This window comes from Arthrobacter sp. JZ12 (genome assembly GCF_035189165.1).
GTDB lineage: Bacteria > Actinomycetota > Actinomycetes > Actinomycetales > Micrococcaceae > Arthrobacter_D.
The window spans coordinates 1,134,241-1,151,263 of the sequence record NZ_CP045246.1; the positions used below are offsets into that span (position 1 = coordinate 1,134,241).

Sequence of the window (17,023 nt, forward strand, 5' to 3'; positions counted from 1 at the left end):
CGAACCGCAGGAGGCGCATCAGTGGCAAATATGCCGGCAGCCGAGGTGGAAATCTCTCCCTCGCTGGTGCTGCGCCTCCTCGCGGAACAGCATCCCGATCTGGTCGGGCTCCCGCTGGAGCTCGTTGCCAACGGCTGGGATAACGCGATCTTTCGGCTCAGTTCCGACTTCGCCGTCCGCCTGCCTCGTCGGCAGGCGGCGGCCGAACTGATTCGTAACGAACAACGCTGGCTGCCGGAGCTGTCCCGCGGCTTGGCGATCGCGACGCCGGTGCCGGTACGCACGGGCGTGCCGTCGTCGTACTTCCCCTGGAACTGGAGCATCACCCCTTGGCTGAAGGGAATTCCGGCGATCGAGGTGCCGCCCGCCGGACGGTCCGCGGCGGCGGAGGATCTGGCCGAATTTGTCCTCTCGATTCACCGGCCGGCGCCCGCCGATGCCCCGCGCAACCCTGTGCGAGGAGGAAAGCTGTCCTCCCGTAGCGGTGCGGTCGAGGAGAGGCTCGCGGCCGCGGCCCTGCCATCGGACCTCCTTGCCCTGTGGAGGGAGCTTTGTAGCATCCCGGAGTGGCAGGGTCCGCCGATGTGGCTTCACGGGGACCTGCATGCCGGGAACCTGCTCCTTACGGGACATGGCCATCTTGCCGCTGTCCTCGACTTCGGCGACCTGGCCTCAGGGGATCCGGCCACGGACCTGGCGGCAGCGTGGATGGTGTTTGACCGCGGCGGTCGCGGCAAGTTCATGGACCGGATCAATCGGGAACGCCGGACTGACGCCGAAACGTGGCAGCGTGCGCGGGGCTGGGCACTCTGCATGGGCAGCGCACTGGCCGCCATGTCGGATGACCACCCGGCCTTCCGCAGCATGGGACTGGCTGTACTCTCCGAGGTCCTGACCGACGACGGGAGGACCGCATGAGGTTCTCCCACGTCTCCCGGGTGCAGACCGAGGGCGATGGACACATCCAGGAGGACGCCTGCGGCTATCGCGGCAATGCAGCCTGGATGATCGACGGCGCCACCTCCCTTCTGGACGAACTCGACCTTCCCGCCGCCTCCAACCCTTCCTGGTATGCGCAGGTGCTCAATCTCGCCCTCGCCGAAAACGCCGGCCCCGCGAATCCGCGGACAGTGCTGGCGGGCGCGCTAGCCGGCGTGGACGAACTTGGCCGCCAGCTGGTGGGACCGGAGTCCCAGCGCTTTCCAAGCGCCGCAGTTTCACTGGTGACAGCTGACGACGACGGCGCCCTTTCCGTCCTCAGCCTCGCTGATTGCCACGTCGTGGCTGCCTTGAATGACGGCGAAGTGGCGCATGTAGGGCATCCGCTGCAGGCGCCGTCGTCCTGGACGCGCGAGCAGTTGCGCCAGGACCGACTAAAACGGAATACGCCCGGCGGGCTCTGGGTCGCCCGACGGGAGTCCGCGGCGGCCCAGCACGCACGCCTCACCGAACTGGGTCCCGGTCATACCGTTGCCCTCGCCTCCGACGGGGCCTGGCGGGCTGTGGACCTCGGCGTCGTCAGCGGGCCGGCTGACTTTCTCGACGCGGTGCAGACGCCGATGGGGGCGCTCGAGCTTATGCTGATGCTGCGAACCACCCAGGAGGAGATCGGCGAATCGGCCGACGACGCCTCGGTACTGTGTGTGACACTGCGGGAGTAGACCCAGGGGGAGTTGGAAGGCTATGGCTGAAACAGCTGACATCGTCATTGTGGGCGGCGGCATCGCGGGACTGTCGCTTGCCTCTGCCCTGGCTTCCAATGACCGGGTGAGCCTACGGGTCACGTTGGTGGAGGGCGAACAAACCCTCGCCTACCACACGTCCTCGCGGTCCGCCCGACAGCTCATCCCCAGCTACGGACCGCCGGAAATCCAGCGGCTGACAGAGCGCACCCTGCACCTTGTCCGGGACATCGACCGCGATCCGGAACTCCCGATCCTCTCGCCGCGAAGCTTCCTGCTGATCGGATCAGAGAACGACGTCGACTCCCGCGCCAGCGGTGCCATGGAGCGGATACCGTGGGGAGATGCGGTGGAACTGTGTCCGCAGATCGCGCCCTCAAATGCCGGCGCTGGTTTCGACGCGGCCGGCCTGGACACCACCGCCGTGGGGTGCAACACAGACGCACTGCTCGAGTACCACCGCTCCACAGCCGATGCCGGCGGGATCGCAATCCTGACGGGAGCGCCGGTCCACTCGGTTCAGCGGTTGCGGACCGCCTGGGAGGTCGGGGCGGGCGGACAGTCACTGCAGGCCGCCGTCGTCGTCAATGCAGCGGGCGCATGGGCGGACGAACTCGCGGTGCTCTCCGGGGTATCCACCCAGGGCATGCGGCCGTACCGCCGCACGGCGGCAATCGTCGACGCCGGCAGCCTTCCCGGGCCCGGTGCCCCCATGGTCGCGGCTGCAGACGACAGCTTCTATTTCCGCCCCGACGGCGACGCTCTGCTCATCTCGCCTTCGGAATCGGTACCCAGCGTTCCCGAGGATGCACAGCCGCGACCCGGGGACATCGAGGCGCTCATCTCGCGCCTGAACCGGTTGACCAGTCTCGGCATCAGCGGGGTGCGGCGCGCCTGGACCGGTCTGCGCACCCAGGTGGCGGACGGACTGCCGGTCGTAGGATTCGACCGGGACGCCGACGGGTTCTTCTGGCTGGCGGGCCAGGGCGGCTACGGCTTCCAGACTTCAGCAGGCATTGCCGAGTTGGCAGCGGGACTGATCACCGGTAGCGGACCCGGACGCGCCTGCGGTGCTGATATCGCGGCTGCCCTCGCACCCCGCCGTTGAGCACCAGAGGAGGCGGTGAGCGGCATGTGCCAGGGGAGCCGATGTTTCGCCATAGGTGGACGGATCCCGGCGCTCCGGGCGGGCAGCACAGGACTAGAGTGGAAGCATGAAGGTTGAAGAAACGCCGTTACCTGGAATCGGCGTTCGCAAGGATATTGTGACTGCTTCTGGCCGCCGGATCGGGACTGTGATCCAGCGCGACGGTGACACCGAGCTAATCATCTCGCGGGTTGATGACCCCGATGCCTGCCTTGCCTCGATCCCGCTGACGTCGGAAGAGGCATCCACCCTTGGAAACCTGCTGGGAGCACACACTCTTGTTGCCCAGCTGACCGAGGAGCACCGCGATCTGCCGGGAGTCAACACCCGGCAGATCCTCATCGACGTCGACTCTCCCTATGACGGGCGGAAGCTTGGCGACACCAAGCTTCGCACCCGAACCAGCGTCTCCATTGTTGCCATCCTGCGACGCGGACAAGTCCAGGCGTCACCCACTCCCGACTTCACCCTTGCAGCAGGCGACCTGCTGGTTGCGGTAGGTACGTCGGAGGGACTCGACGCCGCCGCCGAGATCCTTCGCGCCGACTGAACCGCCCGTGGGAAGTCACAGCGCGCTGGTTCTCATCCAACTTGGAGCAGTGTTTCTCGGGCTGGGTCTTCTCGGACGGCTTGCAGGGCGGATCGGTCTGTCTCCCATACCCTTCTACCTCGTCGGCGGACTGTTCTTCGGGCACGGCGGACTGATCGAGCTCGACGGACTCGCCGAGTTCAGCACCATCGCAAGTGAGATCGGGGTCATCCTGCTGCTCCTGCTGCTGGGACTCGAATACACTGCGGGCGAGCTTATGACGGGCCTGAAGCAGTCCTGGATGGCGGGCCTGCTGGATATCGTGCTGAACTTCCTTCCCGGTGTGCTGATCGCGCTGGTGCTCGGCTGGGGTGCGATCGGCGCCCTGGTCCTCGGTGGAGTCACCTACATCTCATCCTCCGGCATCATCGCCAAAGTGCTGACCGACCTGGGCCGGCTCGGAAACCGAGAAACCCCCGTGATCCTCTCACTGCTGGTTTTCGAGGACCTGGCAATGGCCGTGTACCTGCCCATCCTCACCACCGTGCTTGCGGGAGTCAGCTTCGCTGGAGGACTTACGGCAGTAGGAATCTCCCTGCTGGTAGTCACCGCCGTGTTGGTTATAGCCCTTCGGTTCGGCCCTACGGTGTCCGCAATCGTGGACTCGAAAGACCGGGAGGTCTTCCTGTTGACGCTGATCGGGGGAGCGCTCCTGGTTGCCGGAATCGCGTCCGCAATGCAGGTCTCTGCGGCAGTCGGCGCCTTCCTGCTGGGGATCGCCATCTCGGGTGCAACGGCCACCAACGCCGCCCGTCTCCTGGAACCGTTGCGGGACCTCTTCGCCGGTGTCTTCTTCGTGGCATTCGGTCTCAACACGGATCCGGCCAGCATCCCACCTGTCCTCGGTTATGCCCTCCTGCTCGCCGTACTGACCGCCGCAACGAAGGTAATCACCGGGTGGTGGGCAGCAAAACAGCAGGGTGTCGGGCGGCTGGGACGGGCACGCGCGGGGGCAGCGTTGATCGCCCGCGGTGAGTTCTCCATCGTCATCGCCGGCCTGGCCGTGGGCTCAGGTGCCGTAGACGGTGAGCTCGCAGCGCTCGCCACGGCCTACGTGCTGTTCATGGCCGTGCTCGGGCCCATTGCCGCGCGCCTTGCCGAGCCAGCCATGAACCTCCTGCTCCGAAGAGCGCCGCAACCCGCATAGGCTTCCCCCTTGGCCAGGGCGCCGGGGGCAGCTTGCGGTGCTAACTGGCTGTGACTGTCACGGTGCGCGTCGCGAGGACTTCGCTGGTGATCCAGTGCAGGAAGTCGACGGCGATCGTGTACGTTCCCGGCGTCGGTGGCCGCAGCAGCAGATCAAACTTCTCTGCTGCCCCCGATTTGATGATGCTGGTCAACAGCTGGTCCCCGGTTTCAGAGGGTTGCGTGGCAGGACCTTCCGGATCAGGAGTGTTCCAAAAAGGGCGTCCGTCGTGTGCAACCAGTTGCGCGATCGGTGCCGGGTTTCCGGCCCCATCGAAGAATCTCGTCACGGTCGGGAAATAATCGATGTTCATAAATCGCACCAGGGTGGGATATCTCTCCGGCCCGACCACATTGGCGCGCATCGACGAGATCGCCCACACCCGGTCGTCATTGGGGCGGGCGGGTATGACGCCGCCGAGCAGGTAGAAGTTCCTGGGCACGAAGTGATTGAGTCCCACATCCTCACCGGAGAGTCCCGCTGCGTGGTTGAGTTCGTGCCACCGCGGATCGATTGAGTACGGCCCAATCAGGGTCTCGGTCGCGATGTCGTAGAACGGGCCCTGCGAGGAGTGCCGACGGGCGCCGGCAGGTGCCGGATTCGCTGGATCGACGGGTGGGTCCACCACAATGGCACCGAACATGCCCATCTGCACGTGGAGCGGCGTATTGACGTGGCAGTGATAGAAATAGGTTCCCGCGGAGCCCCGGTTGGGGTTGCCGAATTCAGCGGCATCGGGGCGCCACTGGTAGGTGTAATGTCCCGTCACCTCGTAGGAAGTGTGGCCCACTCCATCGTTCCGGGGGTCCGGTTCGATCCCGTGCCAGTGAACGGTGTGGACGTTCTTGCTGGGCTTGATGGTTCCGTGGAAGATTTGCCCCTCCGTGATCCTCACCGTAGGGCCGGGAAGTTGGCGTCCGGACTTGTCATTCTCGAAAGACCAGACCTCGTACTCGGCGCCGTCCGGGAACTCGAGATCCCGGCTGAAGAAATCGAGCTCCATGGAGACGTCCGGTCGAAGCGGGAACTCCGTCTCGGGACTGCCTTCATGCGGCTGGTCTGAAGCAAAGTCCACCTGGCTGCGAAACACGTGGTGAGGATCATCAGCCGCGGTTCCAGGCAGTCCCGATTCGGGTGTTGTGTCCTCTGCGAGTATCCAGTCTGCGAGCAGTCCGCCGGGGTACAGTCCGCCGGCTGCAGTCTGTGAAGGCTCGGCGTGGCAGTGCATTGGATAGACCCATTCCTCCTGCCTGGCGTTCCAGACCTCATCGGTCACTTCGGGCGGGCGGCGCATCGGAAGTATGGCTTCCTTGCGTTGCAGCGGCTGCAGTTGAATGGTGTCCTCCCACTGCTGCAAAAGGACGTCCCCCACCGGGCTGACGACGCCGTTGATGCGTGGGAAGTCCACGCCGTCGGCACGCACGGTCCAGACATGGTTGCCGTGATAGTGCAACTGGTGGTCCGCGACCCCGGCATTCACCATCCGCATGAGGTGACCGGTGCGAATGGCGCCGGGTCCTGGAGAGGCACTGAAGTTCCGTACGTCGGTTTCCCGAGGGAGCCCGGACGGCAACGTGTCTTCCTTCCGGCGTGTGTTGAACTCATTGTCGGTAGTGAGAGCGAGGGACTGGAAGCCGGCATACCCGTTCAAGGTGAAATAACGGGGCACCGCCGGGGTGGTCACTGGATCGACGGTCTGTCCGGACGCGGCTATCCGTGCCCAATTCGGTTCCACATCGTGGCACATCCACAACCATTGGCGCTCGAACTCCGCTCCGTCGGCGCTGAGGCGCCACGCGTTCTCGGGGTCGATAACCACCAATGCACCATAGAGCCCCAGGGTCCGCTCGACGGGCGCGTTCACAGGATCCGAGAATAGGTACGTACCAGGCTCAGGGGCGTCGAAGGTCAGCAGGGTTGTCCCGCCGGGCGGAACCGCCGGGCTGGTGACATCTTCCCCAGCCGGGCCGGCGCTATGAAAGCGGAGGGAATGCGGCTGCGCAAGGTTGTTGTGCAGCTGAATGCTGATCGTGCTCCCGGCTTCCGCTATGAGCGTCCGCTCCGGGAAGTAGCTGGCCCAGTGTGCACGACGGGCCAGATAGTGCAGCGGATACTCCGGGTCCGCCTGCAGGGGCGCCGGCCGGCCGCTTGCCGGCGTTGCTGCCTCCAACGGATAGGCCCGGCTGGCAATGATCACCCCGTCGGCCGTGAACACGTGTGGACTGAGCTTCAGCGCCGGCTGCGGATCGGAGATAGCGCTGGCCCGGTCACCGAAACCGCGGTGGTACACCAGCGACCCGTCCACCATGGGAAGGTAGCCTTCATTGATGTGCATGGTGAGCGGGCTCATGAGAGCACCGCCGTACCGGTAAGCGGCGGCAGGGCGAGCCGCTGGCGGGTCAGATTGACGTCATCCGTGTACTCGAGCTCAAGCTGTGTCCAGTCCTCAGGGGCAAGGTAACTGATCAGGATGGGCTCGATCGCGTGTGGCTGGACTGTTCCCGGGGGATGGTCCGAGTCCTGTGGGGTGACGGTCACCTCCGATGGTGCGAGCTTGAGCCGCAATTGGCCGGGGCTGAAAAGAACTGGCGCTGCGCCGTCGTTCCGCACTTCCACCTCCAGAACCACCACGTGCGCCCAGGTAAGGTTCAGCGGCCGCCGGCCGCCTGTTACAGCTGACCCTCCGTGGCTGTGGTCCTCAAGGACCGGAACCGTCCCGGGTGTCTGGTCAAGCAGATGGGCGGTTGCTCCGCCGTGACCGCTGAAGTGGGAAGCGGCCATCGCAAGGTTGCTGGGTGCCCTGCGTCCCTGGGCGTCGAGACGTGCGAAGCGTCCCGCTCGGCGAAGGATCACCATGCCGAAAGGTGTGGCGAAACTCAGCGGTGCGCTTCCGCTGCTTTCGCTGTGTGCGATGACGCCGTATGTTCCACCTGCGGCCACGAGGACCGCACCTCCACCGAGTAACAGGCCGAACTGTCGGCGGGTCAAATTTTCCTGGAACAGCTTGAGTGAAAAGTCCATTTCTTCCCCCCGGAATTACAAGCTCGAACCGCCATGGTGATCCCGCAACCTTGAGGAAAACTTGAACCTGTCCGTCGGGTGCGCGCCGTATGAACAGGAAGCAGTCGGTGACATTGAGGCCACTGGATGATTGCAATGATGGCCGGATCGTGACGGGGAAAATCGGGATCAGCTGCCTGCAGTAACAGTTGTGCGCCGATGCTTTCTTCGCAGGCTCCCGCGGGTTGAGGCGGTCCTACCATGAGTGCACCTACTCCTTCGAAAGGTGGTGCACCATGCACACTATTCGTGCGCTGCTGGCGAGCCTGCTCCTCATTGTCGGGTTCGGCCTGGTGGCGCCGGCTCCGGCTTCGGCAGCCCCGTTCTGCGGTATCACGTGGGGATCGCTGGCGAAGACCAGCACAACCCAGTCCTTCGGTCCCGTGGTCAACGCCCGCGCCGGTCGCCACGCCTGCTTCGACCGTCTGGTCATCGACGTCCGCGGCAGCCGTGCCGGCTACACCGTCCGGTACGTAAAGGCTGTCGTCGGGACCTCCGGCCTCGCCACGCCGCTCCGCGGTGCGGCCGACCTCCAGGTGACGGTCAACGCGCCCGCCTACGACACGTCCGGCAGGGCGACCTACCGCCCGGCGAATCGTCGGGAAGCAGTCAACGTGGCCGGCTTCACCACGTTCCGTCAGGTTGCCTACATCGACAGTTTCGAGGCACACACCAATTTCGGCCTCGGCGTCCGGGCACGGTTGCCGTTCCGCGTGTTCACCCTGAACGGGCCGGGCACTTCGTCACGTCTCGTCATCGACGTGGCCCACCGCTGGTAGCAGGGGACTACAGGAGCGGATCACCCAAGGCAGCGTCGACGGCCTCCAGCAGTGACCCTGCTTCGACCAGGAGCCGCACGGCCTCAATTTCGGGCGCAAGGTAGCGGTCGGTCCCGGGACCGGCCACTACCACCCGAATGACAACCCGTGCGGCTCGGATAGCATCGGAGCTCTCCGAGCTGTCCAGGCCGCCGTCGCGCTCGTCCAGTGCCCGCGCCGCAGTCAGTAGCTCCACCGCCAGCACGCGCGCCAGACCGTCCAGCGCCTTCCGCAGCTTCAGCCCGGCCGCCCAGCCCATGGACACATGGTCTTCCTGCATGGCCGACGACGGGATGGAGTCCACCGATGCCGGAACGGCAAGCCGCTTCAGTTCCGAGACGATTCCCGCCTGAGTGTACTGGGCGATCATGTGGCCCGAGTCCACGCCGGGATCATGCGCAAGGAACGGGTTCAGCCCGTGGTTCCTGCTCTTGTCGAGGAACCGGTCCGTCCGCCGTTCGCTCATGGACGCCACGTCGGCTACGGCGATCGCCAGGAAGTCCAGCGCGTATCCGACCGGCGCACCGTGGAAGTTCCCGTTCGACTCCACCCGACCGTCCACCGTGACCACCGGATTGTCGACGGCGGAGCCCAGTTCGATCGCGGCAACGGACTCGACATGCGCCAGGGTTGCCCGCGCAGCTCCGTGCACCTGCGGGGCGCAGCGCAGGGAGTAGGCGTCCTGTACCCGGGTGAATCGATGCGCTGTCCGTTCCTCCGAGGCATGCTCGCCGATCAGGCGCGATCCGGCCAGAACCCGCCGGATGTTGGCCGCCGAGGCAACCTGGCCCGGGTGCGGGCGCAGCGCGTGCAGATCCTCCGCGAAGACGCTGTCGGTGCCCAAAAGGCCCTCGACGCTCATCGCCGCCGCGAGATCGGCGGTCCGCAGCAGGCGGTGCAGGTCCGCGGAGGCGAGGACCAACATCCCGAGCATTCCGTCGGTGCCGTTGATCAGGGCAAGGCCCTCCTTCTCACGGAGCTCAACGGGGGCGATTCCCGCGGCGGCGAGGGCTTCAGCGGCAGGCAACAAGGCGCCGTCGTTATTGCGCACGCTGCCCTCGCCCATCAACGCCAGGGCAACGTGGGACAGCGGCGCCAGGTCCCCTGAGCAGCCGAGCGACCCGTACTCGCCGACGACGGGCGTGATGCCGGCATTCAGCATCTCGGCGTAGGTCTGAGCCACGACCGGTCGGACGCCGGTTCGGCCGGTGGCCATCGTCGAGAGCCGGCCGAGCATGAGCCCGCGGACCACTTCGCGGTCAACTTCCGCACCCGACGACGCCGCATGGCTGCGGATGAGGCTGCGCTGCAGGTGGGTGCGCTCCTCGACGGGAATGTGCTTGGTCGCCAGCGCACCGAAGCCGGTGGAGACTCCGTAATGCGGCACGGGGTCGTCGATGAGGGCGTCGATCACCGAACGGCTGGCCGCCATGGCTGCCAATGAGTCCTCGCCCAGTTCCACCCGGGCACCGTAGCGGGCGACGGCGACGACGTCCTCCGGCGCCAGCGGTCCCTGGCCGATCAGCACGGTTTTGCCTTGCATGTCCTGTCCTCCGTCGTCCTGTCCGCGCTGCTCTTGCACGATGCTGTTGCTCGCTGCTCTTGCCAATGAATGAAATGAGCGTTTCAATAAGTGAAATACAAATCCACTCCCAATGCAAGGAAGAACCTGTGGCGGAACCCTCCACCCGAACGGTCGAACGGGCCCTGCTCCTGCTCGGCACCGTCTGCGACCGCGGGTCGGTGACGCTCGCCGACGCGGCACGCGATGCCGGTCTCTCGGCATCGACAGCGCTGCGGCTCCTGAGGACCCTCGAAGGGACCGGCTTCGTACGCCGGGATGACGACGGGTATCGGCCCGGAATGCGCGTGGTGCAGCTCGGCGCGCAGGCACTCTCGCACGAGTCGCTGGTGTCGCTGTCCGAGGGGGCGCTGGAACGTTTGGTGGACTCGACCGGCGAATCGGCCTACCTGAACGTTCCCTCGCATGACGGTCACGGCATCTACCTCGCCGTCCGGGAGGGCACCCACTCGGTACGCCATACCAGCTGGGTGGGCCGCAGCATCCCGTTGGAGGGGTCGGCCGCCGGTGCAGTGCTGGCCGGGTCCACTCCCGACGAGGGCTTCGTGGTGGTCCGTAACGGCATCGAATCCGACGTCACCGCAATTGCGGCGCCCGTGTTGTCAGGCGGCCGGGTGATCGCGTCGCTGAGCGTGGTTGTTCCCAGTTACCGGATCGACGACGACGGCGCGCAGCGCATCGGCCGTGAGGTTGCCGCCGAGGCGGCCTGCATCCTTGCTCCCGCTTCTCCAATTGACATCCCTACCCCAGGAGTCCCCGAATGACCGGTTTCACCCAGCACGACCCCTCCCGCACGGTGCGTGCATCCCGCGGCTCCGAGCTCACCGCAAGGAGCTGGCAGACCGAGGCGCCGCTGCGCATGCTCATGAACAACCTCGACCCCGAGGTGGCTGAACGGCCCGAGGATCTTGTGGTCTATGGCGGTACCGGGCGCGCCGTGCGCAGTTGGGAGGCCTTCGACGCGGTCGTCGCCACCCTGAAGGACCTGGCCGACGACGAAACCCTCCTGGTCCAGTCCGGGAAGCCTGTAGGTGTCTTCCGGACCAACCCCTGGGCGCCGCGCGTGCTGCTGGCCAACTCCAACCTGGTAGGGGACTGGGCCACCTGGCCGGAGTTCCGGCGGCTCGAGGCCGAAGGACTCACCATGTACGGCCAGATGACCGCCGGGTCCTGGATCTACATCGGCACGCAGGGCATCCTGCAGGGTACCTACGAGACATTCGCCGCCGTCGCCCGCGCCCAATTCAGCGGCACCCTTGCCGGCACGTTGACCCTCACCGCCGGGTGTGGAGGGATGGGAGGTGCCCAGCCGCTGGCTGTCACCCTCAACGGAGGTGCGGTCCTGATTATCGACGTCGACGAGACGCGCCTCAGGCGACGGGCAGCCAAGCGGTATCTCGACGTCGTCGCTGACGACCTCGAAGACGGGCTAGCCCAGGTACTCGCCGCCAAGGAGGAAAAGCGCGCGCTGTCCGTGGGCGTCGTCGGCAATGCCGCCGAGATTGTGCCCGCGCTGCTGGAGAGACAGCGCAAGGGCGAGTTCACCGTGGACATCGTGACGGACCAGACCTCCGCCCACGACCCGCTCAGCTACCTCCCCGAAGGGGTAGGCGTCGAAGAGTGGGATCGCGAGGCGAAGGGCGACCCTGTCGGTTTCACCAAGAAGGCCCAGGCTTCCATGGCCCGCCACGTGGAGGCCATGGTCGGGTTCCAGGATGCCGGCGCCACTGTCTTCGACTATGGAAACTCGATCCGTGACGAGGCGCGCAAGGGAGGGTACGAGCGGGCCTTCGCTTTCCCGGGTTTTGTGCCGGCCTACATCCGGCCGCTCTTCTGTGAGGGACTCGGGCCTTTCCGTTGGGTGGCACTCTCGGGTGACCCGGCGGATATTGCCGTCACCGACGCCGCGCTCAAGGAACTGTTTCCGGACAACGAGCACCTGCACCGGTGGCTTGACGCCGCCGGTGAGCTGGTCGAATTCGAGGGGCTGCCGGCACGCATCTGCTGGCTGGGCTACGGCGACCGCGCTAAGGCCGGGCTGCTGTTCAACCGCTTGGTGGCCGAGGGCAAGGTTTCGGCACCGATCGTCATCGGCCGCGACCACCTTGATTCCGGTTCCGTTGCCTCTCCATACCGGGAAACTGAAGCGATGGCGGACGGTTCGGACGCGATTGCCGACTGGCCGCTCCTGAACGCCCTCCTGAACACCTCGTCAGGGGCCACCTGGGTGTCGATCCACCATGGCGGCGGCGTCGGCATCGGCCGCTCCATCCACGCGGGACAGGTATCCGTTGCGGACGGAACGGCCCTCGCCGCTGAAAAGCTCGAGCGACTGCTGACCAATGACCCCGGAACCGGTGTCATCCGCCACGTTGACGCCGGCTACGAGCGGGCACGCAAGGTGGCGAGAGAACGCGGTGTCCGCATGCCGATGGAGGAGAACCAGGACAACCGTCATGAGAACCGGCAGGAACCAGGCCGGCATGCACAGGAAGGCTAGAAGAGGTTCAGGCGTTCTGCCAGAGCCCCACCACGTTGCCCTCTGGGTCACGGAAGTAGGCGGCGAAGCCCATCTCGCCGACCGTCAGCTTCTCACCGACCGCCGTTCCGCCGGCCGACTCAATCTTCGCCATGACCGAGTCGATGTCCTCGACGTCGATCGTGATGATCGGTCCGCTCAGCGGTCCGTTGTCGCGCTTGAACATGCCGCCGTTGATGAAGCCGGGCTCGAGGGGCATGCCCTCCTCACTCACGGGCCCCGACACGACCGATGTGTAGTCCAGCTCGGGCATCTCCTCAACCTTCCAGCCGAAGGCATCGCTATAGAAGGTGCGGGCCCGATCGCCGTCGTCGAAGGGGATCTCAAAATGCACTACGCGTCCGCTCATGACAGTTCCTCTCTGGATTCGGTACTGAAACATTCAGTTCTTAGTTCACGGAAATGGAGCGTCTGGAAGTCTCGGGCCGGACAGCCGGCACGCGGCTTAGACACGTCGTCGCAAGCTCCTCCGCGATGCGCCGCTTCCGCCGGCCGCCCGGCCCGTGTGAACCCGATTTCGGCAACCTCGCGGCACTTCGTGATCGCGAGTTTAGAACTGATCAGCCCCGCTGCACAGAGGTTCGCCGTGATGGCTAAAGGAACAACGACGAACTGGAAGGGAAACCCTTGGAGACGGTAAGCAGCTTGCTCGGATCGATTTCGGACGTGGGACGGGACGGCGTCCGCGGCGGGTACTCACGGCCGGTGTTCTCGACGCCGGAGTTGGACCTGCGCAATTGGTTCCAGGAGCAGGCCGGACGACGCGGACTCGACGTCGAGACGGACCGCAACGGAATCCTTTGGGCCTGGTGGGACGTCGACGGCCGGCATGACGACGACAGCCGCCGGGGTGCCCTGGTTACCGGCAGCCACCTCGACTCGGTGCCCGGCGGCGGAGCCTTCGACGGACCGCTCGGCGTCGCCTCTGCGCTCGCCGCCGTCGATATCCTGAAGGAACGGGGAATCCAGCCGCAGCGGGCGCTCGCCGTCGCGGTTTTTCCCGAGGAGGAGGGCTCGAGGTTCGGAGTTGCCTGCCTCGGTTCCCGACTGCTGACCGGTGCCATTGACGCCGACACCGCACGGAACCTCAAGGACCCCAATGGCACAACGTTCGCCGAAGCCGCACGGGCCAACGGACTGGACCCGGAGCACCTCGGACGGGATGGCGCCGCGCTGGCCCGGATCGGCGACTTCATCGAACTGCACGTCGAGCAGGGACGCGGCCTGATCGACCTGGACGCACCCATAGGAGTCGGAAGCTCCATAATCGGCCACGGGCGCTGGAAGCTGACCATCACCGGGCAGGGAAACCACGCGGGCACCACCCTCATGGAAGACCGCGCCGACCCCATGGTGGCCGCGGCCCAGGTGATCCTCGCAATCCGCAAGACGGCGGCCGCCGCACCCGACGCCCGCGCCACCGTTGGCCGTGTCCAGCCGATTCCGGGTGGAACCAACGTCATCGCGTCCCGGGTGGAAATGTGGATCGACGTGCGGCACCCGGACGATGCGACCACTGCCTCCCTCGTGGAGGCCGTCCACGGAAAGGCACAGAAGGCCGCGGCCTTCGAGGGCTGTACGGCAACGCTGGCCCAGGAATCGCTGAGCGGCACCGTCAACTTCGACACCGAGCTTCAACGCCAGCTCTCCGCCGCGGTTCCGGGAGCGCCCGCCCTTCCCACCGGAGCCGGACACGACGCCGGCATCCTGGCCGGCCACGTCCCCTCAGGCATGCTGTACGTCCGCAATCCCACCGGCATCAGCCACTCGCCTGAGGAACACGTGGAGGACGACGACGCCAACCTCGGCGCCACCGCGCTCGCCGACGCGCTGGAGCGGCTGCTGTGAGGACACTGTGGTGCGAGCGGGCGTGGCTGGAGCCCGGAGACATTGTTTCGGGGGTCCGGGTGGAATTGGACGACGACGGCATCGTGACATCCGTCAGCACAGGTTCCGAACCGGAGCCGGCAGACCAGCGGCTGGACGGCGTTGCCTTCCCCGCTGCAGCCAATGCACACTCCCACGCGTTCCACCGGGTCCTGCGCGGGCGGACCCATGACGGGACGGGAACATTCTGGACCTGGCGGGATGCGATGTACCGGGCAGCAGACCAGCTCACGCCCGACCTGTACCGGCGGCTTGCCACCGCCGTCTATGCCGAGATGGTGACGGCCGGGTTCACCAGCGTCGCGGAGTTCCACTATGTCCACCATCGACCCGGCGGCACTCCCTACACCGAAGACGACGGCGGCAGCCACGCCATGGAGCTGGCCCTCGCCCGCGCTGCCTCGGACGTAGGTATCCGGCTGACGCTGCTCGACACCTGCTATCTCTCCTCAGGGTTCGGGACCCCGGTAACGTCAAGCCAGGAACGCTTCACTGACGGCAGCGCCCGCCAGTGGCTGGCTCGCCTGCAGTCCCTCCGCAGCACCATCGCCGGGCAGTTCGATCCCGGGCAGGTCACGGTCGGAGCCGCCCTCCACTCGGTGCGGGCCGTCGATGAAGCGGCACTGTCCGAGATCGCTCAAAAGCTTCCGGCCGACCTGCCCCTCCACATCCATCTGTCAGAGCAACCGGCAGAGAACCGCGACTGCCTCGCGGCAACGGGCCTAACGCCCGCAGCCCTGCTGGCCCGGCACAACCTCCTCAGTGACAGGCTGACGGCTGTCCACGCCACCCACCTGAGCGACGAAGACATCGCCCTCCTTGGCCGTGCCGGTGCCACTGTAGCGATGTGCCCCACCACCGAGGCCGATCTCGCCGACGGCATCGGCCCAGCCCGCGCACTTTCCAACGCCGGTGCAACGGTGGCTCTGGGCACCGACCAGCACGCCGTCGTCGATCCCTGGCTGGAGATGCGGGCACTCGAACACGGCGAACGACTGGCCACCGGCAGGCGTGGCCGGTTCTCCCCGGCCGACCTTGTTCGTGCCGCCACCGCGGGCGGTGCGCGCTCGCAGGGGCGCCGGGCCCCGGGACTGCAGCCCGGACAGACCTGCGACCTAATGGTGATCAGCCCCTCGACGGCCCGAACGGCAGGATCCCGGCCGGCCCAGCTCCCACTGACAGCGACGGCGCAGGACGTCGCCGCCGTCGTCGTCGGCGGGAAGGTGGTAGCCCGCAACGGCAGGCATGAGCGCCTGGGCGACCCGGCGCTCCTGCTCGCCGGCGCAATCGCAGAACTGGACAGCATGGGCACGCAGGAGGGCAGCGAATGAGCGCAACGGTTATCACCAACATCGGGGAGCTGATGACGCAGGACGCCGAGCGGCGCGTGCTGGCGGACGCCGCCGTCGTTCTGGAGGGGGAGCGGATCACCTGGATCGGTCCCTCCCGGAAGGCTCCCGCCACCGATTCCCGGTACGACGCCGGCGGCAGGGCCTGCCTACCCGGCTGGGTGGACAGTCATACACACCTGGTCTTTGCCGGTGACCGGACCGCAGAGTTCGAGGCGCGCATGGCGGGACTCCCATATGCCGCCGGCGGGATCTCAGTGACCGTCGACGCCACCCGCCTGGCCCCGGATGATGAACTGGCCGCCCTGGTCGCGCAGCGCGCCGCCGAAGCCACGGCCGGCGGAACCACGTACCTGGAGACCAAGACCGGCTACGGCCTGGACGTGGAGCATGAAGCGCGCAGCGCCCGGATCGCGGCCTCGATCGCCGACGAGGTGACCTTCCTGGGCGCCCACCTGGTCCCCGCCGGTTCGACTGCTGACGACTATGTCCGGCTGGTTACCGGACCGATGCTGGAGGCCGTCCGTCCCCACGTCCGGTGGGCCGACGTCTTCTGCGAGACAGGCGCCTTCACGCCCGACCAGAGCCGAGAAGTGCTGCGGGCCTGCCGTGACGCGGGCCTGGAGCTGCGCGTTCACGGCAACCAGCTCGGGCCGGGGGAGGGCGTGCGCCTGGCAGTGGCCGAGGCCGCCGCGAGCGTGGACCACGTCAACTACCTGGACGCGGGAGACATCGAATCGCTTGCGGATTCGTGGTCGGGCTGGGACAGCGGTTCGGGCCCGCGCGGCACCGTGGCCACCTGCCTTCCGGCCTGCGACCTGTCCACCCGGCAACCGCTCGCGCCCGCCCGGCAGCTGCTCGACGCCGGCGTCGAAATCGCCCTCGCCTCCAACTGCAATCCCGGCACCTCCTACACCACCTCGATGGCATTCTGCGTTGCCACGGCGGTCCTGCAGATGGGACTGACCGTCCACGAGGCGGTGAGGGCGGCAACTTTTGGCGGCGCGCTGGCGCTGCACCGGGAACAGGCGGACGACGACGGCGCCCCCGCCGTAGGTTCCCTGGCCGTGGGACACCGTGCTGACCTGCAGGTGCTGGACGCACCCTCGGCGACCCACCTCGCGTACCGGCCGGGCATGCAACTCACGCACGCCGTATGGCGGAAGGGCGTCCGGGTTCTGTAA

The 17,023-nt window shown here is 66.6% G+C and carries 15 protein-coding genes; 11 read left to right on the forward strand and 4 right to left on the reverse strand.

The window, feature by feature from the left end; genetic code table 11:
* Window positions 1-30: 30 nt before the first annotated feature.
* The 5 genes from GC088_RS05250 (at window position 31) to GC088_RS05270 (ending at window position 4,565) form a co-directional block, all read left to right on the forward strand.
* A complete protein-coding gene (locus GC088_RS05250) occupies window positions 31-918 on the forward strand; it encodes an aminoglycoside phosphotransferase family protein (RefSeq protein ID WP_323961951.1) in 888 nt (295 codons plus the stop codon).
* Complete coding sequence (locus GC088_RS05255; RefSeq protein WP_323961119.1) at window positions 915-1,661, forward strand: hypothetical protein; 747 nt, start codon at window positions 915-917, stop codon at window positions 1,659-1,661. The genes GC088_RS05250 and GC088_RS05255 overlap by 4 nt, the downstream gene beginning before the upstream one ends.
* 22 nt (window positions 1,662-1,683) lie before the next feature.
* Window positions 1,684-2,790 (forward strand): NAD(P)/FAD-dependent oxidoreductase, encoded by a 1,107-nt coding sequence (locus tag GC088_RS05260; protein ID WP_323961121.1) that lies wholly within the window; start codon window positions 1,684-1,686, stop codon window positions 2,788-2,790.
* Between the two features lie 106 nt (window positions 2,791-2,896).
* On the forward strand, window positions 2,897-3,379 hold the full coding sequence (locus tag GC088_RS05265) for a cation:proton antiporter regulatory subunit (RefSeq protein ID WP_323961123.1): 483 nt from the start codon (window positions 2,897-2,899) through the stop codon (window positions 3,377-3,379).
* Between the two features lie 7 nt (window positions 3,380-3,386).
* Window positions 3,387-4,565 (forward strand): cation:proton antiporter, encoded by a 1,179-nt coding sequence (locus GC088_RS05270; protein ID WP_323961125.1) that lies wholly within the window; start codon window positions 3,387-3,389, stop codon window positions 4,563-4,565.
* A gap of 40 nt (window positions 4,566-4,605) precedes the next feature.
* Here GC088_RS05270 and GC088_RS05275 read toward each other — a convergent pair whose 3' ends face one another.
* On the reverse strand, window positions 4,606-6,954 hold the full coding sequence (locus GC088_RS05275; protein ID WP_323961127.1) for a multicopper oxidase domain-containing protein: 2,349 nt from the start codon (window positions 6,952-6,954) through the stop codon (window positions 4,606-4,608).
* On the reverse strand, window positions 6,951-7,625 hold the full coding sequence (locus GC088_RS05280) for a hypothetical protein (RefSeq protein WP_323961129.1): 675 nt from the start codon (window positions 7,623-7,625) through the stop codon (window positions 6,951-6,953). The genes GC088_RS05275 and GC088_RS05280 overlap by 4 nt, the downstream gene beginning before the upstream one ends.
* A gap of 275 nt (window positions 7,626-7,900) precedes the next feature.
* Between GC088_RS05280 and GC088_RS05285 the strand changes: the two genes are divergently transcribed.
* Window positions 7,901-8,443: an AMIN-like domain-containing (lipo)protein gene (locus GC088_RS05285; RefSeq protein WP_323961131.1), complete on the forward strand. Its 543-nt coding sequence runs from the start codon at window positions 7,901-7,903 to the stop codon at window positions 8,441-8,443.
* Between the two features lie 7 nt (window positions 8,444-8,450).
* Here the strand turns inward: GC088_RS05285 and hutH are convergent, their stop codons facing one another.
* Window positions 8,451-10,025 carry a histidine ammonia-lyase gene (gene hutH, locus GC088_RS05290; protein WP_323961133.1) on the reverse strand — a complete coding sequence of 525 codons (1,575 nt, stop codon included), beginning with the start codon at window positions 10,023-10,025 and terminating at the stop codon, window positions 8,451-8,453.
* A gap of 128 nt (window positions 10,026-10,153) precedes the next feature.
* Here hutH and GC088_RS05295 point away from each other — a divergent pair, with 128 nt between their 5' ends.
* Together GC088_RS05295 and hutU are read left to right on the forward strand one after the other, a co-directional pair.
* Entirely contained in the window at window positions 10,154-10,828 is a 675-nt protein-coding gene (locus GC088_RS05295) for an IclR family transcriptional regulator (RefSeq protein WP_323961136.1), read from the forward strand.
* Complete coding sequence (gene hutU / locus GC088_RS05300; protein WP_323961138.1) at window positions 10,825-12,564, forward strand: urocanate hydratase; 1,740 nt, start codon at window positions 10,825-10,827, stop codon at window positions 12,562-12,564. Before GC088_RS05295 ends, hutU begins: the two co-directional genes overlap by 4 nt.
* Window positions 12,565-12,571: 7 nt before the next feature.
* Here hutU and GC088_RS05305 read toward each other — a convergent pair whose 3' ends face one another.
* The gene (locus GC088_RS05305; protein ID WP_323961140.1) at window positions 12,572-12,952 is read right to left on the reverse strand and encodes a VOC family protein; all 381 of its coding nucleotides are present in this window, start codon (window positions 12,950-12,952) and stop codon (window positions 12,572-12,574) included.
* Between the two features lie 278 nt (window positions 12,953-13,230).
* Between GC088_RS05305 and GC088_RS05310 the strand changes: the two genes are divergently transcribed.
* The 3 genes from GC088_RS05310 to hutI are packed head-to-tail and all read left to right on the forward strand — an operon-like array spanning window position 13,231 to window position 17,023.
* Window positions 13,231-14,451: an allantoate amidohydrolase gene (locus GC088_RS05310; RefSeq protein ID WP_323961142.1), complete on the forward strand. Its 1,221-nt coding sequence runs from the start codon at window positions 13,231-13,233 to the stop codon at window positions 14,449-14,451.
* Window positions 14,448-15,821, forward strand: coding sequence for a formimidoylglutamate deiminase (locus tag GC088_RS05315; protein WP_323961143.1), 1,374 nt, complete (start codon window positions 14,448-14,450; stop codon window positions 15,819-15,821). The genes GC088_RS05310 and GC088_RS05315 overlap by 4 nt, the downstream gene beginning before the upstream one ends.
* Entirely contained in the window at window positions 15,818-17,023 is a 1,206-nt protein-coding gene (hutI, locus tag GC088_RS05320) for an imidazolonepropionase (RefSeq protein ID WP_323961145.1), read from the forward strand. Before GC088_RS05315 ends, hutI begins: the two co-directional genes overlap by 4 nt.